The sequence below is a fragment of the Dactylosporangium fulvum genome (assembly GCF_025137375.1).
Lineage (GTDB): Bacteria > Actinomycetota > Actinomycetes > Mycobacteriales > Micromonosporaceae > Dactylosporangium > Dactylosporangium fulvum.
The window spans coordinates 711327-735843 of sequence record NZ_CP073720.1; the positions used below are offsets into that span (position 1 = coordinate 711327).

At 71.4% G+C, this 24517-nt stretch carries 18 protein-coding genes and 1 pseudogene; 10 read left to right on the plus strand and 9 right to left on the minus strand.

The features are described 5' to 3' along the window. Window positions 1–271 precede the first annotated feature (271 nt). Complete coding sequence (locus Dfulv_RS03275) at window positions 272–1279, plus strand: GNAT family N-acetyltransferase (RefSeq protein WP_259861124.1); 1008 nt, start codon at window positions 272–274, stop codon at window positions 1277–1279. Here the strand turns inward: Dfulv_RS03275 and Dfulv_RS03280 are convergent. Then, on the minus strand, window positions 1268–1777 hold the full coding sequence (locus Dfulv_RS03280) for a helix-turn-helix domain-containing protein (RefSeq protein WP_259861126.1): 510 nt from the start codon (window positions 1775–1777) through the stop codon (window positions 1268–1270). The genes Dfulv_RS03275 and Dfulv_RS03280 overlap by 12 nt on opposite strands. 51 nt (window positions 1778–1828) lie before the next feature. Here Dfulv_RS03280 and Dfulv_RS03285 point away from each other — a divergent pair, with 51 nt between their 5' ends. The 4 genes from Dfulv_RS03285 to groL all read left to right on the plus strand — a co-directional run bounded on the left by Dfulv_RS03285 (window position 1829) and on the right by groL (window position 7545). Further along, window positions 1829–3085, plus strand: coding sequence for an MFS transporter (locus Dfulv_RS03285; RefSeq protein WP_259861127.1), 1257 nt, complete (start codon window positions 1829–1831; stop codon window positions 3083–3085). A 94-nt stretch (window positions 3086–3179) separates the two neighbouring features. Continuing rightward, window positions 3180–4850 carry a phenylacetic acid degradation protein PaaN gene (gene paaN / locus Dfulv_RS03290; RefSeq protein WP_259861128.1) on the plus strand — a complete coding sequence of 557 codons (1671 nt, stop codon included), beginning with the start codon at window positions 3180–3182 and terminating at the stop codon, window positions 4848–4850. Between the two features lie 271 nt (window positions 4851–5121). Beyond that, window positions 5122–5325 carry a cold-shock protein gene (locus Dfulv_RS03295; protein ID WP_259861129.1) on the plus strand — a complete coding sequence of 68 codons (204 nt, stop codon included), beginning with the start codon at window positions 5122–5124 and terminating at the stop codon, window positions 5323–5325. 597 nt (window positions 5326–5922) lie between these two features. Continuing rightward, window positions 5923–7545 (plus strand): chaperonin GroEL, encoded by a 1623-nt coding sequence (gene groL, locus Dfulv_RS03300; RefSeq protein WP_259861130.1) that lies wholly within the window; start codon window positions 5923–5925, stop codon window positions 7543–7545. Between the two features lie 367 nt (window positions 7546–7912). Here groL and Dfulv_RS48505 read toward each other — a convergent pair. The 4 genes and pseudogenes from Dfulv_RS48505 to Dfulv_RS03325 form a co-directional block, all read right to left on the minus strand. Further along, window positions 7913–9381: pseudogene (locus tag Dfulv_RS48505) on the minus strand (NF041680 family putative transposase). Window positions 9382–9492: 111 nt separating this feature from the next. Continuing rightward, entirely contained in the window at window positions 9493–10578 is a 1086-nt protein-coding gene (locus Dfulv_RS03315; RefSeq protein WP_259861133.1) for a dipeptidase, read from the minus strand. A gap of 248 nt (window positions 10579–10826) precedes the next feature. Then, the gene (locus Dfulv_RS03320; protein WP_259861134.1) at window positions 10827–11696 is read right to left on the minus strand and encodes a GNAT family N-acetyltransferase; all 870 of its coding nucleotides are present in this window, start codon (window positions 11694–11696) and stop codon (window positions 10827–10829) included. 137 nt (window positions 11697–11833) lie between these two features. Continuing rightward, window positions 11834–14161 (minus strand): S8 family serine peptidase, encoded by a 2328-nt coding sequence (locus tag Dfulv_RS03325; RefSeq protein WP_259861135.1) that lies wholly within the window; start codon window positions 14159–14161, stop codon window positions 11834–11836. Window positions 14162–14235: 74 nt separating this feature from the next. Here Dfulv_RS03325 and Dfulv_RS03330 point away from each other — a divergent pair, with 74 nt between their 5' ends. Next, a complete protein-coding gene (locus tag Dfulv_RS03330; RefSeq protein WP_259861136.1) occupies window positions 14236–15801 on the plus strand; it encodes a phytoene desaturase family protein in 1566 nt (521 codons plus the stop codon). Here Dfulv_RS03330 and Dfulv_RS03335 read toward each other — a convergent pair. Continuing rightward, window positions 15792–16238: an SRPBCC family protein gene (locus Dfulv_RS03335; RefSeq protein ID WP_259861137.1), complete on the minus strand. Its 447-nt coding sequence runs from the start codon at window positions 16236–16238 to the stop codon at window positions 15792–15794. The two genes, Dfulv_RS03330 and Dfulv_RS03335, sit on opposite strands and share 10 nt — an antisense overlap. A 60-nt stretch (window positions 16239–16298) precedes the next feature. Between Dfulv_RS03335 and Dfulv_RS03340 the strand changes: the two genes are divergently transcribed. After that, entirely contained in the window at window positions 16299–18152 is a 1854-nt protein-coding gene (locus tag Dfulv_RS03340; RefSeq protein ID WP_259861138.1) for a glycerol-3-phosphate dehydrogenase/oxidase, read from the plus strand. Between the two features lie 7 nt (window positions 18153–18159). Here the strand turns inward: Dfulv_RS03340 and Dfulv_RS03345 are convergent, their stop codons facing one another. Beyond that, window positions 18160–19563 (minus strand): FAD-binding oxidoreductase, encoded by a 1404-nt coding sequence (locus Dfulv_RS03345; RefSeq protein WP_259861139.1) that lies wholly within the window; start codon window positions 19561–19563, stop codon window positions 18160–18162. Window positions 19564–19582: 19 nt separating this feature from the next. On the opposite strand from Dfulv_RS03345, the gene Dfulv_RS03350 reads away from it, so the two are divergent. From Dfulv_RS03350 to bfr, 3 genes are all read left to right on the plus strand, one after another. Beyond that, window positions 19583–19861, plus strand: a complete 279-nt coding sequence (locus tag Dfulv_RS03350) for a DUF4031 domain-containing protein (RefSeq protein WP_259861140.1) — start codon at window positions 19583–19585, stop codon at window positions 19859–19861. A gap of 72 nt (window positions 19862–19933) precedes the next feature. Next, window positions 19934–20122: a (2Fe-2S)-binding protein gene (locus Dfulv_RS03355; protein ID WP_259861141.1), complete on the plus strand. Its 189-nt coding sequence runs from the start codon at window positions 19934–19936 to the stop codon at window positions 20120–20122. Window positions 20123–20143: 21 nt separating this feature from the next. Continuing rightward, window positions 20144–20626 carry a bacterioferritin gene (gene bfr, locus Dfulv_RS03360; protein ID WP_259861142.1) on the plus strand — a complete coding sequence of 161 codons (483 nt, stop codon included), beginning with the start codon at window positions 20144–20146 and terminating at the stop codon, window positions 20624–20626. Here bfr and Dfulv_RS03365 read toward each other — a convergent pair. Both Dfulv_RS03365 and Dfulv_RS03370 read right to left on the minus strand, forming a co-directional pair. Then, window positions 20601–21206: an HD domain-containing protein gene (locus Dfulv_RS03365; RefSeq protein ID WP_259861143.1), complete on the minus strand. Its 606-nt coding sequence runs from the start codon at window positions 21204–21206 to the stop codon at window positions 20601–20603. The two genes, bfr and Dfulv_RS03365, sit on opposite strands and share 26 nt — an antisense overlap. Beyond that, a complete protein-coding gene (locus Dfulv_RS03370) occupies window positions 21203–24367 on the minus strand; it encodes a diguanylate cyclase (protein WP_259861144.1) in 3165 nt (1054 codons plus the stop codon). Before Dfulv_RS03370 ends, Dfulv_RS03365 begins: the two co-directional genes overlap by 4 nt. Window positions 24368–24517: the final 150 nt, after the last annotated feature.

Below are 24517 nucleotides of genomic sequence, written 5' to 3' on the forward strand. Positions count from 1 at the left end.
GATTGGTGGAGGGGTTCACGACTCAGCGTGATCACCCTCGCGCCGTGCGTTTCGGCGCCCCTCCGCGGGGGACTTGACGTCACTTGGCGTGCGAGCCAGGATGCTCGGTGCGGGAGGACGTGTCGCCGCGAGGCTCGGGCCGTTCAGGCTCAAGTCCGCGACCACAACACCGGAGGTGTTGGCGAGCGTCCTCTCGACCATTTCCGGCGCAGGTCCCCGTCGGCCGGAAAATTTGTTGCCGGTCATTCGCCGGTCGGTCACCCTGAGTCGCATGACGCAGGAGCTCTCCGCGCTCAAGATCGTCGAACTGCGCGCCGATGACCCGGCGGCGGTCGACGCCGCGTATCGCATCGTCAACGAGGTCCCGACCGCCCACGTTCCCGACCTGCCGCCGTGTTGCCGGTATGAGCACGACATGCGCCTGCGCGTGCCGATGCCGGGCAACGAGCGCCACACGTTCCTCGCGTACCGCGACGGGGAGGTGGCGGGCTCGGTCCAGGTCGACCTGCCGCGCCACGACAATCTCGACAAGGCACACCTCGACGTCCTCGTGCTGCCCGAGGCGTGCCGGCAGGGCGTCGGCCGGGCGCTGTTCGAGCACGCCGCGGCCTTCGCCCGCGGCAAGGGCCGCACCTCCGCGCTGGGCTTCAGCCCGTTCGACACGGAGGGCTTCGCGCGGTCGATCGGGTTCGAGCCGAAGCTGACCGATGCCCGCCGCCGGCTCGACCTGTCGACCGTCGACGAGGCCGAGCTCGACCGGCTGCTCGCCGAGGGCCTGCCGAAGGCCGCGGGGTATTCCGTCGTGCGCTGGTGCAACGTCCCGCCGGAGGAGCTGATCGAGGACCTGGCGGCGCTGGACAGCTCGTTCCTCGACGAGACGCCGATGGGTGACCTCGACTACGAGGCGGAGAAGATCGACGCCGAGCGGTTCCGGGTGACGTCCGAGACGCGGGCGCGGTATGGCGGCCGCATGTACCACACCGGCATCGTGCACGACGCGAGCGGCCGGCTCGTCACGTGGAGCGCCCTGCGGGTGGCGAAGACGATCGACTGGCACGCGTGGCAGCTGATCACGCTCGTACATCCGAAGCACCGCGGCCATCGGCTCGGCATGATCTCGAAGATCGAGAACCTGCGGTACATGCGCGCGAACGAGCCGTCGGTGCGGATCATCGACACGTTCAACGCCGAGGTCAACTCGCACATGATCGCCATCAACGAGGCGATGGGCTTCCGCTTCCGCGAGCGGTGGGCCAACTGGCAGGGCTCAATCGCGTGAGGGATCCTCGTAGAGCGCGAGGAAGATCGAATACGGCCGGCCGGGGCCACCGCGGCCTCGCGCCGCGTATTCGTCCATCAGCTCGGAGAACCGGTCCTGCAGCTCCTGCCACTCCTCCTCGGTGAGGCGCAGCCCCAGCCGGGCGAAGTTGGCCGGCCGGTCACCGAGCAGCGCCAGCTCCTCCTGAAACGCCTGGAGGATCGCCTGGCTCGGGTCCTTCTCCTCGCCGACGGTGAGCTCCCACGACTTGCCCGTCGACAGATAGGGCACCTCGCGCGACCCGCGCGGGCCGCGGCGCGCCTCCTGCGGCACGAGGAACCCTGCCGAGACCAGCGTGCGCACGTGATGCAGCGCGGTTGCCGGGTTGAGGTCGAGCCGCTCCGCGATCTCCTTGTTGGTCAGCGCCCGGTCCAGGCACATCCGGATGATGCGCAGCCTCGTCGACGAGGCGAGTGCCTTCGCCTCCGCCTCGGTCGCCGGCCGCCGGTTTGAGCCCACGGCGCAATCTTACCGATTGACTTTTCCCAATCAGTTCGTGACAGTGAGCCGGTGAGGTCCGGACTGCTCCGTGAGCACGACTTCCGCCAGCTGTTCGCCGCTGACACGATCAGCCAGGTCGGCACCCAGGTGAGCATGCTGGCGCTGCCGCTCGTCGCCGTGCTGACCCTGCACGCCACCCCGCTCGAGGTCGGTGTCCTCACCGCGTTCGAGACGGCCGCGTTCCTGCTCGTCGGCCTCCCCGCCGGCGCGCTGGTCGACCGGCTCCGCCGCCGCGGGACCATGGTCGTCGCCGATCTGCTCCGGGCGGCGCTGCTGGCGTCGGTGCCGATCGCCTGGTGGCTGGACCTGCTCGAAATGCCGCAGCTGTACGTGGTGGGCCTGCTCACCGGCGCCTGCACCGTCTTCTTCGACGTGTCCTACCAGAGCTATCTGCCGTTCCTGGTCGGCAAGGAGCACCTCGTCGAGGGCAACTCCCGGCTGGAGCTCGTGCGCTCCACCGCCCAGATCGGCGGCCCGACCCTGGCCGGTCTGCTGGTCAAGGCGATCGGCGCGCCGTTCGCCCTGGCCGCCGACGCGGCGAGCTACCTCGTTTCGGCGTTGTTCCTGGGCCGCATCCGCCGGCGCGAGCCGCTGCCGGAGCGGCGGCCCGACGCGCACCTCGGCCGCGAGATCATGGAGGGCCTGCGGTTCGTCGTCGGCAATCCGCTGCTGCGGGTCATCGCGGCGTGTACCGGTACCGCCAACTTCTTCGGCGCCATCGTCAACGCCACGCTCGTCGTGTTCCTCGCCCGCGAGCTGGCCCTGTCGCCCGCGCTCATCGGCCTGTACTTCACCGTCGGCGGCCTCGGCGCGCTCGCCGGCGCCTTTCTCGTCAGCCCGTTCACCAGGCTGGTCGGCCAGGGACCGGCCATCTGGCTCGGCATCCTCGTCGGCGGCCTCGGTGGCCTGCTCGTGCCGCTGGCCGCCCCCGGCTGGCGGCTCTGGCTGGCCGCCTTCGGCACGATCGTCTTCGGCATCGGCGTGATCGTCTACAACGTCAACCAGGTGAGCTTCCGGCAGGGTCTCACCCCCGACGAACTGCTCGGCCGGATGAACGCGACGATGCGGTTCATCGTCTGGGGCACGCTGCCGCTCGGCGGCGTCGTCGGCGGTGCGCTCGCCGGCTGGATCGGCGTGCACGAAGCGCTCTGGGTCGGCGCGGCCGGGTCGCTGCTCGCGGTCGTGCCGGTGCTCGTGTCACCCCTACGTGGCATGCGGCAATTGGCTGTCACCACCTCCGCGGGCACGGAGACGGTGACGAAATAGCCGGTCTTGCGGTTGTGGGTGATGCTGCCGTTTCCAGTCACGGAAGCTCGACACAACCGCGAGACCGGCGCTTCGGCGGTGGCAGGATGGCGACATGGAGAACTCACACCCCATGTTCACCAGCCACGCCGACACGCTGGAGCGGGCGCTGACCGCGATCGCCGAGCGTTCGTACTGGTCGGCCTACCCGGAGTCGCCGAGCCCCCGTGTCTACGGCGAGCACGCCGCCGCCGAGGGTGAGGCCGCCTTCCGGGCGTACCTCGGCAACGACTTTCCCCTCAAGGACCAGCCGGCCGTCACCGACTGGGTCGCGACCGAGCGTTCGCCGTTCGGGATCAGCCTCGACGTGCGCTACCCGCACCTCGACCTGTCCTTCCTGGACGCCATGGCCGCCGCCATGCCCTCGTGGCGGGCCGCCGGGCCGCAGACCCGCGCCGGGGTCTGCCTGGAGATCCTCACCCGGCTGCACGCCGCCTCCTTCGAGCTCGCCAACGCCGTGCACGCCACCACCGGCCAGGCGTTTGTCATGGCCTTCCAGGCCGGCGCGGCGCACGCCTTCGACCGGGCGCTGGAGGCCATCGCCTACGCGTACCGGGAGATGACCCGCACCCCGGCCACCGCCGACTGGGAGAAGCCCGCCGGCAAGGGCCAGACGCTGCACATGACCAAGACCTTCCACGTCGTGCCGCGCGGCATCGCCCTGGTCATCGGCTGCAACACCTTCCCGACCTGGAACTCGTACCCGGGCTTCTTCGCCTCGCTCGCCACCGGCAACCCGGTTGTCGTCAAGCCGCACCCGCGCGCCGTGCTGCCGCTCGCCATCACCGTGAAGATCGCCCGCGAGGTGCTGGCCGACGCCGGCTTCGACCCCAACCTCGTGGTCCTCGCCCCCGAGGCGCCCGGTGAAGGGCTCGCCAAGACGCTCGCGCTGCGGTCCGAGGTCCGCATCATCGACTTCACCGGATCGACCGAGTTCGGCGACTGGCTGGAGGCCAACGCCCGGCAGGCCGCCGTCTACACCGAGAAGGCCGGCGTGAACACCGTCGTGGTCGACTCGACGGACGACTTCGCGGGGATGTGCCGCAACATCGGCTTCTCGCTGGTGCTGTACTCCGGGCAGATGTGCACCACGCCGCAGAACATCCTCGTCCCCGTCGGCGGCGTCGCGACGGACGAGGGCCACAAGAGCTTCGACGAGGTCGCCCGGGGCATCGCGGCGGCCGTCGGGAAACTGACCGCCGACCCGGCACGCGGTGTCGAACTCACCGGCGCCATCGTCAACGACGGCGTGCTGCAGCGGCTCGAGAAAGCGACCGCGGTAGGCGAACCGGTGCTCGAATCCTCAGACGTTTCGCATCCGTCGTACGAGGGCGCCACTGTGCGTACACCGCTCATCCGGAAACTGGGCGCGGGTGACGCCGAGACGTATGGCACCGAGTGGTTCGGCCCCATTTCGTTCGTTGTAGCCGTCGATTCCACTGCGAGCAGTTTGCGGATCTTCGCGGATACCGTAGGCCGGAAGGGCGCATTGACCGCTTCGGTCTATTCCACTTCCCCGGATGTGCTCGACGCGATGGAAGAGGCGGCGTTGCTTGCCGGTGTGCATTTGTCAGTCAACTTGACCGGTGGCGTCTTCGTGAACCAGTCGGCGGCCTTTTCCGACTTCCATGCCACCGGCGCCAATCCGGCGGCCAATGCCGCGCTCACCGACGGTGCGTACGTGGCCAACCGGTTCCGGGTGGTCCAGTCGCGCCGTCACGTCTAGTCGCCAACACGTAGTCGCCGGGCGATGTTTGACTCTGCAAGGAAAACTGCGGAGAAGGCATGCTCGGCGACCTTTTCTTTCTGCATGATTCGTGACCTTGCTGTCCGATTTGGGCCTGTCGGGGGTCGGCGGAACTCGTGTACCGTGCGTTTCGGTCGTCGTTCCTTCGCCGGTGCCACCCCCGGACCCGGCGTCATCGGTCGAAGACCCGCCGGCTGGTCCCCACAGCCAGCCGGGTGACTTAGAAGGACCGAAGCAGAGGAAGTGCACCGTGGCACAGGGCACCGTCAAGTGGTTCAACGCCGAGAAGGGCTATGGCTTCATCGCGGTCGACGGGGGACAGGACGTGTTCGTCCACTTCTCCGCGATCGAGATGGACGGCTACAAGTCCCTCGAAGACGGACAGCGCGTCGAGTTCGAGATCGCGCAGGGTCAGAAGGGTCCGCAGGCGGAGAAGGTTCGGCATCTGGCCTGACAACGTCCCACATACACCCCGCCGGGGCACCGTCCTCATCGAGGAGGAACGGTGCCCTGCGTCTTTTGGTGACCATTTGTTCACGGCCGGTCCTCAGTGGACACGTGGCTGCGTGATCGCTGGTTGACCTTGGTGGGTTTTCGTGGCCCTGACCACCAAAATCGACCAAGGTCAACCGGGGTCGGGGCGTCGGCCGTGACGTCCCTGATGCCCCGTCACGTCCTGGCGCCCCGTTGTGGCGGTCGCCTGCCGTGGTTCGTGTGTGGCATGAGTGTGGCCTCGTGATGGCCGTTCGGCACCGCGGATCCGTGGCCGGCCCGGTGGGGACCCGGGCCACCTTGACCGTCACCCGGGCTTTGCTTGCACTCGACCAGCCAGAGTGCTAAACAAGGTGTTGGCACTCACAACCGGTGAGTGCCAATGGTCGGGGCGGTGCAGTCCTCCGGTGCGCAAGCGTCGAGAGGCTGGTCGTCGCGGGCTATTCCGGCCCGACCGCCGAGAATCCGCTGGGGTTCTCGAAGGTGCGAAAGCAGGCGGTGAGCCGCCGGCCCCACGTGGGTCGAGGCGAATCGTGAGTGTCCAGGAGGACAACGCCGAATGGCCAAGATTATCGCGTTCGACGAGGAAGCGCGCCGCGGCCTCGAGCGGGGGATGAACACCCTCGCCGACGCTGTCAAGGTGACGCTGGGCCCGAAGGGCCGCAACGTCGTCCTCGAGAAGAAGTGGGGCGCGCCCACCATCACCAACGATGGTGTGAGCATCGCCAAGGAGATCGAGCTCGAGGACCCCTACGAGAAGATCGGCGCCGAGCTGGTCAAGGAGGTCGCCAAGAAGACCGACGACGTTGCCGGTGACGGCACGACGACGGCGACCGTCCTCGCCCAGGCGCTGGTGCGCGAAGGCCTGCGCAACGTCGCGGCCGGCGCCAACCCGATGGCCCTGAAGCGCGGCATCGAGGCGGCTGTCTCGTCCGTCGCCGACGAGCTGGCCAACCTCGCCAAGGACGTCGAGACCAAGGAGCAGATCGCCTCCACGGCCTCGATCTCCGCCGGTGACACCACGGTCGGCGAGATCATCGCCGAGGCGATGGACAAGGTCGGCAAGGAAGGCGTCATCACCGTCGAGGAGAGCAACACCTTCGGCCTCGAGCTCGAGCTCACCGAGGGCATGCGCTTCGACAAGGGCTACATCTCGCCGTACTTCGTGACCGACACCGACCGGATGGAGGCCGTCCTCGACGACCCCTACATCCTGATCGTCGAGTCGAAGATCGCCGCGGTGAAGGACCTCCTCCCGGTGCTGGAGAAGGTCATGCAGTCGGGCAAGCCGCTGGCCATCATCGCCGAGGACGTCGAGGCCGAGGCCCTGGCGACCCTGGTGGTCAACAAGATCCGCGGCACGTTCCGGTCGGTCGCCGTCAAGGCTCCCGGCTTCGGTGACCGCCGCAAGGCCATGCTGACCGACATCGCGATCCTGACCGGTGGCCAGGTCATCAGCGAGACCGTCGGCCTCAAGCTGGAGAACGCCGACCTGAGCCTGCTCGGCCGCGCTCGCAAGGTGGTCGTCACCAAGGACGAGACCACGATCGTCGACGGTTCCGGCGACGCCGACGCCATCAACGGCCGCGTCGCGCAGATCCGCGCCGAGATCGAGAAGAGCGACAGCGACTACGACCGCGAGAAGCTGCAGGAGCGCCTGGCCAAGCTGGCCGGCGGTGTTGCGGTCATCAAGGTCGGTGCCGCAACCGAGGTCGAGCTCAAGGAGCGCAAGCACCGCATCGAGGACGCCGTTCGCAACGCGAAGGCGGCCGTCGAGGAGGGCATCGTCCCCGGTGGTGGCGTCGCGCTCGTGCAGGCCGGCAAGACCGCGTTCGACAAGCTCGACCTGGTCGGCGACGAGGCGACCGGTGCGCAGATCGTCAAGGTCGCGCTCGACGCCCCGCTGCGCCAGATCGCCGTCAACGCGGGCCTCGAGGGTGGCGTTGTCGTCGAGCGGGTCCGCAACCTGGAGGCCGGTCACGGTCTCAACGCGGCGACCGGCGAATACGTCAACCTGCTGGCCGAGGGCATCATCGACCCGGCCAAGGTGACCCGCTCCGCGCTGCAGAACGCCGCCTCGATCGCGGCGCTCTTCCTCACCACCGAGGCTGTGGTGGCGGACAAGCCGGAGAAGGAGAAGGCCCCGGCGGGTGCGCCCGGCGGCGGCGACATGGACTTCTGAGTCCGTCTCTGCAACAGAGCGGGCCAGGCACCGACACGGTGTCTGGCCCGCTTCTTTTGGTTCTTCACGGCTCGGGTCCGTGCAACGCGCGACCGTCGCTCCCGCCAGACAACGGCGGATGGCCCGCTGCGCGGGCCGGGCGCCTGCCATCGCCGTCGTGCCAAGGGCCCGCGGCCTGCGGCCGCGACAGGCTAGGGCCTGTTTCGTACCTGGGGTCGGAGCGAGGCGGAGTCCAGATTTCGTCTGGCGTCACCCCGCGGAAGTCCGGCTACCGGTGTTGTAACCGGGCTTTCGCGGGGTGGCGCCAGGCGGAATCTGGGCCCGCCGCAGCCCGGCCTCAGTTACGAAACAGGCCCTAGCTTGATCTTTAACCTGTGCGGCGCGGTCGGGGGTTGACGGATTTCTTCTTCGTTGGTTGCGGTTGCCAAGTGTCGCCGCTGCTGGCGAGATGGACCTGGTAGCGGCGGGCGGGATGGGTGTTGCGGCGGCCGGGTGGCCGTCCGGGGCCTGGCCGGGTGGGTTTCGGTGCCTGGGCTGGACAGGTGGTTGTCGGGCGGAGGTGCCGAAATCCGCGCCGGACCCGGGCTGGGCTGAGCCTGTCCGGTGGTGTGGGCTGTTCCCATGGCCGGCGTAGGTCGGCGGCGAGGGGCCGGGCGAGGCGCAGTTGGGTGTAGGCGGCGATGAGCAGCCAGGTCCAACGGTCCGCAGCGTCCGGGCTGCGCAGTTTCGGGGTGGTCCAGCCGAGGGTCTGTTTGAGGAACCGGAATGTGTGTTCGATGTCGAAGCGGCGCAGGAACGCCTGCCACAGCAGGTTGACCGTGGCCGGGTCCGGGTTGTGGTCCGCGCCGCTGGAGTACCACAGCCACACCGGTTTCGCGGTCGCGCCGGACGGCAGCCGCTCGACGTCGAGGCGGATGACCGTGCCGGGCAGGATGGGCAGGTCGGGGCAGTCGGCCCAGGCGGCGCGACGGGTTAACCGGGGGTGCAACTGGTGCCAGGCACGGGCGATCGCCGCGCCGTAGAGGCGTGTCTCGGTCACCGTGGCCACGTCCGGGGCGCCCCAGCTGGTCGGGTCGGCGAAGATGAACTCGCCGCCGTGGCGGCGCCGTCGGCCCAGCGTGCCGGGCGTGTGCGGGGGTGCGGCCCGGCGCAGCACCCGGTCCGAGCGCAGCCGCGCCAGGACCCGTACCGGCAGGTCTCGCAGCAGATACGCGAGGCGGGACGCGTCGTAGCCGGCGTCCATCACGACCCAGATGTCGGCATCGCCGGGCTGCCGGTGCCCGGCGGTGATGAGCCGGGCCACGACGTCACGCAGTTGCACGGCGGTGACCGCGGCCAGGTCCGCGCCCGCGCGAGACGGACCGCGTCCAGCGGCGCGGTCCACGACGTTCGACCGGTCTGCAACGCCACCACGAACGAGTACGGCCAGCCCGGGATCATGATGTGCTGGTCCTTGCCCCGGCCGTAGGTGTGGCACAGGATCCGCTCCGGTGCGGTATGCGCCTCCGGCCGTAGCCAGCTGGTGACATCCACTGCCAGGACGATCCGGTCGTCCGCTGCCCGGGGTATCGGCGCGGCGGTCAGTGCGGCGCGCAGCCGGCCCACGTCGATGCGGCCTTGCGCGAGGGCGTCGTACGACGCGCCGTGCCCACGCCGATGCTCGGCCACCAGCGACAACTCAGCCAACGAACGCACTGGCCCGTCGGCGCACAACACCGCGTCGGTGAGCTCGAACAACGCGTCACCACGGCCGGTCAGACACCGGTAGACCTCACGCCGGAACGCGGCAAGGTCCCCGGCCGCATCCACCGGCCGGGCCTCAGGCACACTGATCATGGACAGCCCTTGGTTGTGGTGTTCTTCCCTAGACAAGAGGAATGATCACCCAAGGGCTGTTCCCATGATCAGCCGGGGTCGATGCCGACCCGCGGAAGGTTAAAATCCAAGCTAGCCGCAGGTGTCGCGCAGGACCCGCAGGGTGTTGTCCCAGCCGAGCTTCCGCAGGTCCGCCTCGGACCAGCCGCGGGAGCGCAGTTCCTCGAACAGCCGCGGATAGGCGGAGACGTCGGGCAGGCCGTCCGGCAGCACCTCGGTGCCGTCGAAGTCACCACCCAGGCCGACGGCGCCGACCCCGGCGACCTCGCGGATGTGCTCGATGTGGTCGGCGACGTCACGGACGCCGGAGGGCGGGCACGGGTTGGCGGTGATCCAGGCGAGGTGTTCCCGGTGGAACTCGGGCGTGCCCCACTCGGCCTCGATCGAGTCCTCGACGCGGTACAGCTCGTCGCCCCACTGCCGGCACGGCTCGTTGAGGAAGAACGGCACAAACGCCACCATGACCACGCCGTTGCTGTCGCGGACCCGCTCGAGCACGTTGTCGGGGACGTTGCGCGGATGGTCGCAGAGCGCCCGGGCCGAGGAGTGCGAGAAGAACGCCGGCGCGGTCGAGGTGTCCAGCGCGGCGTGCATGGTGCTCGGCGCCACGTGGGAGAGGTCGACGAGCATGCCGAGGCGGTTGAGCTCACGGACCACCTCGTGCCCGAACGGCGACAGCCCGCCGACCGCCGGCTCGTCGGTCGCACTGTCCGCCCATGCTGTGTTCCGGGTGTGGGTGAGCGTGAGGTACCGCACGCCGAGCCGGTGCAGCGCCCGCAGTACCGCCAGGGAATTGTCCAGGCAGTGACCGCCCTCGGCGCCGAGCAGCGAGGCGATCCGGCCGGACGCGGCGATCCGCTCGACGTCGTCGGCGCAGGTCGCGATGGCGAGGTCGGCGGGGTGGCGGGCCACCAGGCGCCGGACCAGGTCGACCTGCTCCAGCACCTGGACGGCGGCCTTGGACTCGGCCCGGTCGCAGGGCACGTAGACCGACCAGAACTGCGCTCCGACCGCGCCCTTGCGCAGCCGGGGCAGGTCCGTGTGCAGGCCCTCCGAGCTCAGGTCCGAGCCGATGTCGAGGTGCTCGTGGGGGTCGCGGACCCGAAGTCGCCACGGAAGGTCGTTGTGTCCGTCGATGACCGGAACGACAGTGCTCATGAGTAGACCTTAGGGCGCGGCGATATGCGCGTTTTGCCGCCATGATGCGAGGCGTCCTCATATGGTGAAGTCGGCCAACGTGAGGGGGAGCCATGGGCCGGCAGACCTCGACGCAGGACAAACGGGGCAACCTGCCGGACCGGTAGCGAGCGGCGTCGACGCCCGCGAACTGACGGGGGATCCCGGGTGTCGGCGGCATGTGTGCGGGACGGGCGATCGTGGCGAACCCACGGCCCGCCCCGCACGCGTCACAGCGACTTGGTGTAGATCCAGAAGATCCGTTCGATGCGCGCCGCGATCGTCTTCGAGTAGAAACCGATCGGCCCGGCCCAGCCGATCTGCGCCGTCTCCAGCCCGGCGGCGTGCTGGTCGGCCAGGCAGCGCCGCAGCAGCACCCGCCCGACGCCCAGCCCCTCGGCGGCCGGTGCGGTCCCCATCGGCCCGAACCAGCTGGGCCGGTTGGCGCCGTATGCGGCGAACCCGAGGATCTCGCCGTCCCGGACCGCGACGTAGCAGCCGGCGCCGGCGCGGCCGATCGACTGCCCGACCTCCCACGCCCACCCGTCGCCCCAGATGCCGCGCACCCACTCGGCCGTGCCGGCCTCGGCGGGCAGCACCTTGACCCCGGCCGCGGCCAGTCGCGCCTCGTCCGGCTCGGCGCCCTGGCCGGCTGTCCGCAGGTCGGCGGTCATGTTCGAGGCGGTGGCGCCGACCTGGTACCCGGCGCGGAGGGCCAGGCAGACCGCGGGTGTATACCGGACGTCGATGCCCGGCCACACGTAACACGGCGGATTCCCGCCCAGCCGCACCTGCTCAGCGCCGAGCTCCGCGAGCCGCTGCTCGGCCGCGGCGAGCAGGGAGCGGCCGATCCCGTGCCGCCGGTGCTCGGGCCGGACGGCCAGCAGCTCGACGTGTCCGAGTTTCGGGTCCTTGTCGCTGATCGACCCGAAGACGACCCCGGCGCCGTCGCCGGTGGTGAGCCGGAAGCCCCGCCGCCCGGCCGGCGGCCTGCTCAGCCGCTCGACGACGGTGGCCGCCTCGCCGGAATCCTCGGGCAGGTCGAGGGCTTCCGCGCAGATCGCACCCGCCCCGGCGACGTCTTCAAGCTCCACGATCATTTGGCAAACGTACCTAACTGTTGCACCTGATGTCCGGCGGCTACTTCATCACGACTTCGGCCGGGAAATCCTTTGACCAAGGGGAAACATTCGGTCGCCCCGACGGCACGAAGGTCCCTGGATCATGGGCGAAACGGTCAGCTTGCCGGGCGGGGAGCGGCGGCCGCCACGGCGGCGAAGGCGTCGACCAGGCCGGCGCCCACCACGTCGGCCGGGGTGCCGCAGGACTTGCCGGACGGCTGGGCCGGGCGGGCCGTGCGCTCCAGGATGGACCGGGTCTCCTCGATGTTGCCGATCAGCGCCGGATTGGCCGACCACATCAGCGCCACCACGCCCGCGACGTGCGGCGTGGCCATCGACGTGCCGCTCAGGTAACCGTAGCGGCCGCCCGGCAGCGCCGACAGGACGTTGACACCGGGGGCCATCAGGTTCGGCTTCGTCAGGCCGTCGGGGGTCGGGCCGCGGCTCGAGAACGACGCCACCTCGCTGACCCGGTCGACCGCGCCGATCGTGAACGTCGACGGATACAGGGACGGCGGATCGGTGATCGTCTCGCAGCGGGGGCCTGTGTTGCCGGCCGCGGCGACGAAGAAGATGCCGGCCGCGGCGAACGCGTCGACGGCCGGGCGCAGCGACAACAGGTCACAGCCCTCGACCGACGGGCAGCCCCAGGAGTTGGTGAGGACCTGCGGGGCGCGCTCCGGACGGCCGGCGTGCCAGGGGTCGGCGCCGGACGGATACGGCGCCAGCATGAACTGCAGGCAGGTCAGGTAGTTGGCCATGCTGCCGAGGTTGCGCGGGAGGTTTTCGCAGGCGATCCACTGCGCGCCCGGCGCCACGCCCACCTTGGCGCCGACCGCGGTGGCGAGCGTGTGGGTGCCGTGCCCGTTGTTGTCCGTCGGGGTCGCGCCCCCGCCGTACGGATCGAGCCACGAATCGTCGCCGCCGCGGAAGTTGCCGCGCAGCGCCGGGTGGGTGCCGTCGACGCCGGAGTCGGAGCTGCCGACCACGATCCCCTCGCCGGTGCCGAACCGCTGCCAGACCGCGTCAGCGCCGATGAGCGTGAGGTTCCACTGCGGTGACGTCGGCGCGTCGACCGTGCCGCGCATCGGCGGCGCCTGCGCGGGCAGCGGCCGCAGGCGCGGGTTGAGCAGCACCTTGGCGACGTCGGACCGGCTCTCCAGCCACTGCCGCACGACCGGCCCGGCGTCCACCTCGACGCCGTTGACGAGGTAGAACGGGGTGAACTTCAGGCCCTTGTCGCGCAGCGCCTTGCGCAGCGGGGCCTGCGAGCGCTCGGCCGTGCCGACCAGTCGCTGATACGTCTGCCGGACGCGCGCGGTGCGGTCGCCCACGCCGCTCAGTCCGCTCAGGTCGGCCTGCTCCTGCATGACGACGAACAGCCGCTCGCCGGCGAACCCGGGCTGGCCCACCGCCGCGTAGATCACCGCGCCGCCGATCGCCACCACCGCGGCGGTGACTCCGGCGGCCCAGACGTGCCACCGCGCACGGCGCAGCGCCACCAGCACCACGACGGCGACGACCAGCGCCACCCCGAGGGTCGCGACAGCGCCGACCAGCCCCCAGAACAGCGCGTCGCGCAGGCCGAGGATCAGCGACGTCTCGTCCGGGTCGATCATGCCCAGCGGCCCGAAGATCGCGGGGGTCAGCAGCGCCACGATCGACGGCCGCCCCTTGCGGTGCAGCGCGGCCAGCGCGAACGCGACCGGCGGCACCGCCAGCAACGCGAGGAGCTGGACGGCGGGCAGGCCGACGCCGGCGGCCAGCGCGGCGAGCCCGACCCCGATCACCAGCCCGCCGACGATCGCACCCACCCAGTTGTTGCGGAAGTGCACGGCGATCGCGGCGAGCGCCGACAGCGGCCGGGTCGCGAGCCAGCTCACCGCGAGCGCGGCGAGCAGTGCCAGCACGGTCTCCAGCTGGCCGCCGAACGAGCCGACCCACAGCCACGGCAGCAGCATGAGCAGCCCGACGGCCAGCGACAGCCAGAACAGCCAGCCGTCGGCGTGCTCGCGGCGCCCGGTCACGGCCCTGTGGACGGCCGCGACGATCGCCGCGGCGATCGCGAGGACGGCGAGGTAGAGCTCGTGGTAGGTGTTCGGGATCAGGCGAGCGGCGCCGAGCAGCCCGCCGAACAGCGTGAGGAGCAGCCACTGCCGCCCGGCGAGGCGGGCGAACCACATCCGCGACAGCAGGCTCAGCAGCAGCGCGGGCACACCCGTCAACAGCGTGGTCAGCGCGGCGCCGAGCAGCCAGAACGGCAGCGGCATGGACAGCCCGCTGATCACCAGCGTGTCGCCGACCAGCCAGAGCGCCGCGTTGACCACCACGACGACACCGACGGTCCACAGCCCCACCAGGATGGTGAGCGCCACCGCCCAGCCGCGGCTCGGCGGCTTGGACGGCCCGGGCGGCACGGGGAGGGGCGCGGAGACCTCAGCCATGCCCGGACTCTACGACGCCCGTACGACATTCGCGGGGGAGCGCGAAGGTGGGCCGGGGCGGGCAAACTGAGAGCATGACGGAGACGGTCGACGCAGTCGTCGTCGGTGCCGGTCACAACGGACTGGTCGCCGCCAACCTTCTCGCCGACGCGGGCTGGGACGTCGTGGTGCTGGAGGCCACCGAGCACGTGGGCGGCGCGGTCCGCTCCGGCGAGATCCTCCCGGGCTTCGTGAACGACCTGTGCAGCTCGTTCTATCCGCTCGGCGCCGCGTCGCCCGTGCTGCGGCAGCTGGATCTCGAGTCACACGGCCTGCGATGGAGCCACGCCCCCGAGGTCGTCGCCCACCTCTTCCCCGACGGCCGCGCCGCGGTGCTCAGCCGGGAGCTGGACCTCACGGCGGAGTCGCTGGACGCCTTCGCGCCCGGTGACGGCGGGCGTTTTCAGCGGTTGTACCGCCAGTGGCGGCGCCTCGCGGACGACCTCGTCCCGTCGCTGCTGACCCCGTTCCCGCCGATCCGGTCGGGCGCCCGGCTCGTCGCCCGGGCCGGGCTCGGAGGCGCGCTGCGGCTGGGCAGGCGGTTCCTGATCCCGGCCCGGGCGCTGGGTGAGGAACTGTTCCGGGGTGACGGCGGCCGGATGCTGCTCGTCGGCCTGGCCCTGCACACCGACCTCGCCCCGGACGACGCCGCGAGCGGAGGGTTCGGCTGGCTGCTGGCGATGCTCGGCCAGCAGCACGGCTTCCCGGTCCCCGCCGGTGGCGCGCAACAGCTCACGGACGCCCTGGTCCGCCGCTTCGACGGGGTCGTGCACCGCCGGGCGCTCGTCGACCGGGTGATCGTCGGTGGCGGCCGGGCGCTGGGTGTGCGCTGCGCCGACGGCCGCCTCTTCCGCGCCCGCCGGGCGGTGCTCGCCGACGTGCCGGCGCCCAGCCTGTACCGCAGCCTCGTCGATGCCGGCGACCTGCCACCCCGGCTGCTGGAGGATCTGGAGGGCTTCCGCTGGGACAACCCGACGCTGAAGATCGACTGGGCGCTGTCCGGGCCGGTCCCGTGGATCGCGCCGGAGGTCGGGCGGGCCGGCACCGTCCATCTGGGCGCGGAGCCGTACCGGTACGCGGCCGACCTCGCCCTCGGCCGGCCGCCGGAGGAGCCGTTCCTGCTCGTCGGGCAGATGACCACGGCGGACCCGACCCGCTCGCCGGCGGGCACGGAGACGCTGTGGGCGTATACACACCTGCCGCCCGGCGTCCGGCCCGACGAGGTCGACGCCCAGGTGGGCCGGGTCGAGGACACGCTGCGCCGGCACGCGCCCGGCTTCGGCGACCTGGTGCTGGAGCGGCACGTCGCCGGCCCCGCCGACCTGGAGGCGAAGAACCCGTCACTCGTCGACGGAGCGATCAACGGCGGCACCGCCAGCGCGTACCAACAACTCGTCTGGCGCCCGGTGACCGGACCCGGCCGGGCCGACACCCCGATCGACCGGCTGTTTCTGGCGAGCTCCAGCGCCCACCCGGGCGGCGGCGTGCACGGCGCGGCGGGCGCGAACGCGGCGCGCGCGGCCCTCGCGCGGCACCGCCCGCTGCTCGGTGACGTCTACGCCACCGGGATGCGGGCCGCGATGCGGGCGATCTACCGCTGAACGGGGCGGTGCTCGGCCAGGTCGGCCAGGCGCCGCAGCGCCTCGGCGTTGCGATAGTGCAGGACCACGTCGCCGATCTTGTTCCGCACGCCGATCATCGGCCCGCCGGTGAAATGCTCCTGCATGGTCACCCGGGTCGCCTCTTCGTCGAGCGGGTCGAGCGTCATCCGCACGTAGCCCGCGCCGAACGGCCACAGCTGCACCTTGAGCAGCAGCATCCGTCCCGGGTCGCAGTCCACGGACTCGCTGCGGTCGTTGACCGACACCGGCCACGGGCCCGCCTTGTGGTGCAGCCGGGTGCCCGGCTGCGGCCAGCCGGTGTCGACGTCGCGGACGTGTGCCGTGCCGACGACCCAGTCGCTGTAGGCCCAACCGTCGGACAGGACCGCGTAGACCTGGTCGGCCGGCGCGCGGATGATGCGTTCGGTGATGGACACGACCCTGTGATTCCCGCCGGGGCTCATCCCACACCAACACTCGAAAGCCGCGGCTACCGTATGAGGGTGCGTCGTGAACCCTCCACGTCCCGTTTCGAGGCCGGCCGGCTCTCACCCGCCCGCAGAGCGGCAGACGTCGCGCGGCTGCGCCGCGAGCGCTTCGACGTGTTGATCATCGGCGGCGGGGTCACCGGCGTCGGCGCCGCGCTCGACGCGGCGTCCCGCGGGCTGTCCGTCGCGCTCGTCGAGGCCCGTGACCTGGCGTCGGGCACGTCCAGCCGGTCGTCGAAGCTGATCCACGGCGGCCTGCGGTATCTCGAGCAGCTCGAGTTCGGCCTGGTCGCCGAGGCACTGCAGGAGCGCGGCCTGCTGGCCACCCGCCTGGCGCCGCACCTGGTCCGCCCGGTGCCGATCCTGGTGCCACTGCCCGCGCACCGTGGTCTCACCGGGCTCGCCCAGCGCGTCTGGCAGCGGGCCTACTACGGCACGGGCGTCGGGCTCTACGACGCCTTCGCGTCCGTCGCCCAACTGCGCGGGTCCGCGCCGCGGGGCATGCCGCTGCACCGGCACCTGTCGCGCACCGAGACGCACCGGCGCTTCCCCTCGCTGCGCGAGGACGCGATCAGCGGCGCCATCCAGTACTTCGACGGCCAGGTCGACGACGCCCGCCTGGTCGCCACCGTCGCCCGGACCGCGGCGAGCCTCGGCGCCGCGATCGTGCCCAGCGCCCGGGCCGTCGGCCTGCTGCGCGACGCGCGGGAGGTCACCGGCGTGCGGGTGCGCGACCTGGAGAGCCGCGAGGAGTTCGAGGTGCACGCCCGCACCGTCGTCGCGGCGACCGGCGTGTGGATGGACGACATCGCTGGCCTGCTGTCCGGCGAGGGGCCGCGTGAGTCGGCCGGCATGCAGGTGCGCTCCAGCAAGGGGGTGCACCTGGTCGTGCCGCGCTCGGCGATCACCGGCGAGGCCGGCCTCATCCTGCGCACCCCGACCTCGGTGCTGTTCGTCATCCCGTGGGGCGGGCACTGGATCATCGGTACGACCGACACGGACTGGACCCTGGACCGCGGCCACCCGGCGGCGTCGGCGACCGACATCTCCTATCTGCTGGGCCAGGTCAACGCGGTCCTCGACCGCCCGCTCAGCACCGCCGACATCGAGGGCGTCTACGCCGGCCTGCGCCCACTGCTGTCCCGCGAGGCGAAGCAACGCCAGCCGCACAGCCGCGACGAGCAGACCTCCGCCCTGTCCCGGACCCACGCGGTCGTCGAGCCGATGCTCGGCCTGATGCTGATCGCCGGCGGGAAGTACACGACGTACCGCGTGATGGCGGCCGACGCCATCGACCGGGTCGCGCACCGGCTGGGCGGCCTGCGCCGCCACGGCGGCCGGGTGCACGCCTCGCGGACCGCCGACCTGCCGCTGCTCGGCGCGGACGGCTACCATCCACTGTGGACAAACCGGGCGGACCTGGCCCGGCGTCACGGCGTTCCGGTGGGCGTGCTGGAGCACCTCCTGGAGCGATACGGCTCGCTGGCCTTCGAGGTGCTGGATCTCGACCCCGAGCTGCGGCGGGCGCTGCCGGGCGCGCCGGAGTACCTCGCGGCCGAGGTGGCGTATGCGGCCATGGCCGAGGGGGCGCTGCACCTCGAGGACGTGCTGACCCGCCGCACCCGGATCTCGTTCGAGACCGACCATCGGGGCGTCGTCTCGGCGGCCGAGGCGGCCAGGGTGATGGGTGACGTGCTCGGCTGGGACGCGGCGACCCGCACCCGCGAGGTCGACCACTACCTGGCCCGGGTCGCGGCCGAGCAGGAGTCGCAGACGATGCCCGACGACCTGACCGCCGACGCCGCCCGGCTGGGTGCCCCGGACGTGCGCGGCTTCATGGCCGACCGCGCCGCCGTGCACTAGCGCCCCGTCAGAAGACCTTGCCGGGGTTCAGGATGTTGTCGGGGTCCAGGGCGGCCTTGATCGAGCGGTGCGCCTTCAGGCCCGTCGGGCCGATCTCGCGCGCCAGCCAGTCGCGCTTCAGCAGCCCCACGCCGTGCTCGCCTGTCGACGTGCCACCCAGTGACAGGCCCAGCGACATGATCGCGTCGAACACCTTCTGGCCCTGCGCAAGGTTCACCGGGTCGCTGCGGTCGATGACGATGACCGGGTGCAGGTTGCCGTCGCCGGCGTGGCCCACCGTCGCCACCACCACGCCGTGCTCGGCGGAGATGCCCTCGATGCCCTCGATCAGCTCCACCAGTCGGGTCCGCGGGACGGCCACGTCGTCCACCATGATCCCGCCGCCGCCCGGGAAGAGCTGGGCGGCGAAGTGCTCCAGCGCCGGGTGGGCCAGCCGTCGAGCCGCCAGCAGGGCGTCGGCCTCCGCCTCGTCCGAGGCCACGTAGACGTCGCTCGCCTGGGCCGTGCGGCACATCGCGGCGATCCGTGCCAGATCGTCGGGGGCCCGGCCGCCCGAGTCGACGGACGCGATGAGCAGGGCCGCCGCGGTGGTCGGCAGGTCCATCGGCCGATACGCCTCGATCGCGGTGAGCGCGACCCGGTCGATGACCTCCAGCATGCTCGGCTGCATCCCGGAGCCGACCACCGCGGAGACGGCGGCACCGGCGGCGGCGAGCGTGTCGAAGACGGCCACCAGGGTCAGCGCCGGCTCGGGGGCCGGGCGCAGCTTGACGGTGATCTCGGTGATCACGCCGAGCGTGCCCTCGGAGCCGACGAAGAGGCTCGTCAGGTCGTAGCCCGCCACGCCTTTCGCGGTCCGCCGGCCGCAGTTGAGCACCTCGCCGCTGGCCAGCACAACCTCGAGGCCGATGACGTGGTCGCTCGTCACGCCGTACTTCACGCAGCACATCCCGCCCGCGTCGGTCGAGACGTTGCCGCCGATCGTCGACTGCTCCCACGACCCCGGGTCGGGCGGGTAGTACAGCCCCTCGGCGGCCACGGCGCGACGCAACTGGGCGTTGACCACCCCGGGCTGCACGACCGCGATGCGGTTGGCGGTGTCGATGTCGATGATCTCGTTCATCCCGGTCAGCGAGAGCACGATGGCGCCCTCGATCGCGTTGGCCCCGCCGGCGAGCCCGGACCGGGCGCCCTGCGGAATGACGGGGATCTTGTGCCGGCTCGCCGCGCGGAGGACGGCGGAGACCTGGCCGGTGGTGCGGGGCCGTACGACCACGGAGGGGGTGCCGTACGGGACCAGGTCAGCCTCATCGTGCTCGTACGACCGGAGAAGGTCGGGATCGGTGAGCACGCCGCCCTCGTAGGGCAGGGCGCCGAGAAGCTCCTGGACGAGATCCGTGTTGAGATCCATGACTGGCACGCTAGTGGGTGTGCTCTACATCGACACGCCGCGGTGGCCCGCTCATGGCCGGCTCTGGGCCCATCTGATCAGCGACGTGTCCGTCGCCGAGCTCCACGCGTTTGCCGAGCTGCTCGGCGTGCCGCGGCGCGGCTTCGAGCGGGACCACTACGACGTGCCGGCCGACCGTGTCCAGACCGCCATCTGGCTGGGTGCCCGGTGCGTGACCTCGAAAGAGATCGTCGCCCGCCTGGTTGCTGCCGGTTTGCGACGACCACGGCATTTGTCCCGTCGAGATGCCGTCAAATAGCTGGTCAGGGCCTTGTACAACCGGGTCGGTTAGGTCACCCTTGCTTAGGCAAGCCTAAGCAAGGAGTTCGACGTGTACGTCTGCATCTGCGCCCGCGTCCGGGAGTGTGAGATCCGCCAGGTCATCCAGGCCGGCGCCCGCACCGAGGACGCCGTCGGCGACGAGTGCGGGGCCGGCACCGGCTGCGGTACCTGCCTCGATCGCATCGCCGATCTGATCGACGCGGAAGTTCCTGGAAGCGTCTTGCCCGCTTTGGCATAAAAAAGGGACTACCCTGCCCACATGCAGGGGGATGCACGAGTCATCGAATTTCTGAATGAGCAGCTGACAGCCGAACTCACGGCGATCAATCAGTACTTCCTTCACGCCAAGATGCAGGAGAACTGGGGCTACACCGTTCTCGCCAAGCACACCAGGCACGAGTCGATCGACGAGATGAAGCACGCCGAGGTGCTCACCGATCGGATTCTCTTCCTGGAAGCGCTGCCGAACTACCAGCGCCTGCTCCCGCTCCGGATCGGCGAGACCGTCCCGGAGCAGTTCAAGTGCGACTTGCAGGTCGAGATGGAGGCGGTGGACCGGCTGCGGCGCGGCATCGAGTACATGCGCTCGATCGGGGACGTGACCTCGGCGAACATCTTCGAGGAGATCCTCGCCGACGAGGAGCACCACATCGACTACCTCGAGACGCAGCTGGGGCTCATCGAGAAGCTCGGCGAGCCGCTGTACCTCCAGAACGTCACGGAGCACCCAGAAGCGTCCTGATCTCCCGGCGCAGGTTCTCGTGCGCGCGGGCGGTCCACTCCGCCCGCGACGGCACCGCACGGAACAGCGCCGGCAGGTCGAGCAGCTTCTGCAGGATCGCCGCGCGGCCCGGGCGGAAGACCTCGTCCGGCACCGCGGCGTACTCGGCGCGCACCGCGACCGTGTACCGCTCGTAGGCCGCCGCGTCGGAGGCCAGGACGGCCAGATCCGCGTCAGCCAGCAGGGCGCCGTTGCGGTCCCCTCCCGCGACGGCGTGCCCGGCGGTGAGCCGGACCAGCCGCACCACTTCGTCGATGCGCCCGGCCGGGACGCCGAGCGTTCCGAGCCTGGCGCGGGCGAGCTGCGCGCTCTGTTCCTCGTTGTCCGTGGCGAACGGCGAGTAGACCGCGTCGTGGAACCACACCGCCAGCCGCACCGCGTCCGCGTCGTCGGCCAGGTCCGCGTGCTCGTCGACGACGCGCAGCATCGCCGCGAGATGCTCCAGTGTGTGGTACCGCCGGTGGGGCTCCGAATACCGCTCGACCAGCTCCCGGCCGACGGTGTCCTCGCCCGGGAAGAGCTGCTGCCACTGCTCGATCACACGCTCGACACTAAGCCCTTGATGCTCTCCACGATGTGGTCGAGGCTCACCGTCCGGCCGGCGGCGCGGTCCCGCTGATACGCGGCGAGCAGCGGCAGGGTGGAGGACCGCAGCGTCTGCGCGTCGGGCGGGTCGGCGAGCCGGTGGCGGGAACGCAGCGCGTCGGCCGCACCGATCAGCCGCGCCGCGTGGGCCGGATCCTCCGCGACGAGCAGCGCCGCCACCACGTCGAGCGAGATCGCGAGGTCCAGCCGGTCGCCGACCTCGTGCCGGGTCGCCAGGGCGGCGACCAGCAGCCGCAGCGCCCCCGCCCGGTCGCCCTCCAGCCGCGCGGCCAGGCCCAGCTGGTGCTGCGCCATCGCGGCGCCGAACGCATCGCCGATCTGGCGGCTCAGGGCCAGGCTCTCGTCGAGCGCCGTCCGCGCCGCCGCCACGTCACCACGGGCCAGCATGACCTGCCCGACGCACTCCAGCGCCAGCAGGATGCCGCGGGTGTTGCCGGCGGCCCGCTCCAGGTCGAGGCACTCCCCGGCGAACCGCTCGGCCGCCGCGACATCGCCCCGGCTCAACGCGACCTTGCTGAGGTTGCCCAGCGAGGCCGCGACACCCTGGGGCACGTCCAGCTCCCGCCAGATCGCCAGGCTCTCGCCGAAGTGCGCCGTCGCCGCCGCGTGGTCGCCGCCGCCGATCGCCGCGATGCCCATCGCGTTGTGGGCGTGCCCGACCGTCGCCTTGTCGCCGGCCGCGGTCGCCCGCTCCAGGCTCTCCCGGCCGTACCGGCAGGCGGACTCGTGCTCGTCCTGCGTCGCCGCCAGGATCGCCGCGGCGTGCAGGAGCCGCGCCCGGGTGCCGTCGTCCAGCGACACGGCGGCCTCCAGCACGCGGGCCAGCCAGTCGCGGCCCTCGCCGATGTGGGCGCCGTTGCGCCAGTACCGCCACAACCCGAGGCAGATCCGGGTCCTGACGGCCACGCGGGCATGGCCGAACGCGGCGCGCACGTTCTGGTAGTCGGCCTCGACGCGGCCGGTCCACTCCACCTGCTCCGGCCCCGACAGTCCGGCCGCCGACGCCTCCGCGAACGCGGCATAGAACTCGGCGTGCCGGTCCGGCGGCGCCACCGCGTCGCCCAGCCGGTGCCGCGCGTACGAGCGGATCGTGGAGAGCAGGCGGTACCGGCCCTCGCCGTCGTCGCGCACCACGAGGTTCTTGTCCGCGAGCGCGTCGAGCCGCTTCAGCAGCAGGTCCAGGTCGCCACCCGGCGAGGTCACGGCGAGCGCCGCCGCTCCGGTCCAGCCGCCGGCGAACACCGACAGCTCGGTGAGTAGCCGTTGCTCCTCGGTGTCGAGCAGCACGAAGCTCCAGTCGATCGCACCGCGCAGCGTCTGCTGGCGGGCCGGCAGGTCCCGCGGCCCCGATCCGCCCAGCGAGTCGAGGTCCCGGTCCAGGTGCTCCGTCAGGTGGTCGAGCAACTCGTCCGGGGTCAACCGGTCGATCCGGGCCGCCGCGAGCTCGATCGCGAGCGGCAGGCCGTCGAGCCGCCGGCAGAGCGCCGCGACCGGCAGGGCGGTGTCGATGGTGATCTCGAAGTCGGCGTCGACCGCCCGCGCCCGTTGCTCGAACAGCGTCACCGCCGGCGAGTCGGCCAGCGCGGGCACCTGGTAGACCTGCTCGCCGTACAGCGAGAGCCGCTCGCGGCTGGTGACCAGCGCGCGCACCCCCGGCGCGGCCGCCAGCAGGTCGCTGACCAGCGCCGCGCCGTCGTCGACGACCTGCTCGAAGTTGTCGAGCACGAGCAGCAGGTCGGCCTCGGCGAGGTGGTCGAGCACCGTGTCGAACAGGTGCTGGTCCGGCAGTTCGACGACGCCCAGCGCCTGGGCCAGCGCGGCGGTCACCAGCTGCGCGTTGTTGGTGTCGGCGAGCGGCACGAAGACGGCGCCGTCGGTGAACTCGCCCGCCACCGTCGTCGCGGCCGCCAGCGACAGCCGCGTCTTGCCGATGCCGCCCGGGCCGACCAGCGTCACCAGCCGCCCGTCCCGGACCAGGCCGGCGATCCGGGCGGTCTCCCGGTCCCTGCCGACGAGCCTCGTCATCGGTACGGGCAGCCGCCCGCGCCGCCGCTTCGGTTGCTTCGGCGTGACGGTCCAGGTGCCGTCCCCGGCGGCGACCAGCTCTCCTTGCGCGCGCAGCCGCTGCAGCTCCGCCTCGGCCCGCGCGGGCAGGCCGCCCGAGCGCTCCATGAGCCGGTCGGCCAGCGCGGTGCTCGGCTCGCCCACGAGCGCGATCCGCAGCCAGATCCGCAGCGTCGCCGGCGACCACGGGGTCAGCTCGACCACCGTTTCCGGCAGGCCGGTGCGGCGCGGGTCGTCGGCGTGCAGGCCGGTCGTGGCGTAGACGATCGCGGCCGCGTCGCCGGGGTCGGGCACCGGGTCGGTGACGTCCGCGAACAGGATCGGGTTGTCCGGGCCGAACCCGCGCAGGCGGGCGATCTGTGCCACCTCACGGAGGAACCGCGTGTGGCCGGCACCCTTCGGGCCGACGATGCGCAGCGCACCCCGTACACCTGCGGAAACCCGGGTCAGGAACTCCTGTGTGCCGCTCAGGGCCGCGTCGCGCTCCCAGAGCCGGGACGAGCCCGCACCCGCCTCGTTCGCCGGCGCCTCCGCGTCGTCGCCGACCGCCTGCCCGCGGCCCCGGCGCTTGGCCAGGTAGTTGCGCCGGTCGGCGACGGCGATGAGGGTCTTGCCGTCGGTACCGTCGGCGGGGCTGCTCGCCACGCCGAGGCTGATCGACAGGTGCAGCGGCGGCGTGCCGGTGAACTCGCGGGCGCGGATCTCGTCGGTGAGCCGGATCGCCAGCCGCAGCGCCTCGTCGGGCCGGGTGTGCGGCAGGAGCAGCACGAACTCGTCGCCGCCGTACCGGAACAGCCGGTCGTCGGTGCGGATGAGGTCGCCGATCCGCTCCGCGAGCTGGCGCAGGAGGATGTCGCCGCGCAGGTGGCCGAAGGCGTCGTTGACCGTCTTGAAGTGGTCGACGTCGAACAGCAGGAGGCTGGCGCCCTCGACCAGCTCGGGACGGCGCAGCGCCTCGTCCAGTGCGGCGCGCGTGAACACACCGGTGACCGGATCCATGGTCACCGGTGCGGGGCCGCCCTGCATGCTCATCGCCAGCCTGATCGGCGCAGCGCGGTCTCCGCTGAGATGTTCGGGCGCAAATGGCACTTCGGGGGACACGTGTCGGGTCCCCGGTGTCCGGTGGTTGGATCATCCTCCGCTGCCGTTCGTCTCTTTGCGTCTCCATTAGGTGACGATCGG

Bases quoted from the DNA above. Each gene is read 5' to 3' on its own strand.
- Dfulv_RS03275 (WP_259861124.1), top strand. From the start codon at position 272: ATGACGCAGGAGCTCTCCGCGCTCAAGATCGTCGAACTGCGCGCCGAT.
- paaN (WP_259861128.1), top strand. From the start codon at position 3,180: ATGGAGAACTCACACCCCATGTTCACCAGCCACGCCGACACGCTGGAG.
- groL (WP_259861130.1), top strand. From the start codon at position 5,923: ATGGCCAAGATTATCGCGTTCGACGAGGAAGCGCGCCGCGGCCTCGAG.
- Dfulv_RS03315 (WP_259861133.1), bottom strand. From the start codon at position 10,578: ATGAGCACTGTCGTTCCGGTCATCGACGGACACAACGACCTTCCGTGG.
- Dfulv_RS03320 (WP_259861134.1), bottom strand. From the start codon at position 11,696: ATGATCGTGGAGCTTGAAGACGTCGCCGGGGCGGGTGCGATCTGCGCG.
- Dfulv_RS03325 (WP_259861135.1), bottom strand. From the start codon at position 14,161: ATGGCTGAGGTCTCCGCGCCCCTCCCCGTGCCGCCCGGGCCGTCCAAG.
- Dfulv_RS03330 (WP_259861136.1), top strand. From the start codon at position 14,236: ATGACGGAGACGGTCGACGCAGTCGTCGTCGGTGCCGGTCACAACGGA.
- Dfulv_RS03340 (WP_259861138.1), top strand. From the start codon at position 16,299: ATGAGGGTGCGTCGTGAACCCTCCACGTCCCGTTTCGAGGCCGGCCGG.
- Dfulv_RS03345 (WP_259861139.1), bottom strand. From the start codon at position 19,563: ATGGATCTCAACACGGATCTCGTCCAGGAGCTTCTCGGCGCCCTGCCC.
- bfr (WP_259861142.1), top strand. From the start codon at position 20,144: ATGCAGGGGGATGCACGAGTCATCGAATTTCTGAATGAGCAGCTGACA.
- Dfulv_RS03370 (WP_259861144.1), bottom strand. From the start codon at position 24,367: ATGAGCATGCAGGGCGGCCCCGCACCGGTGACCATGGATCCGGTCACC.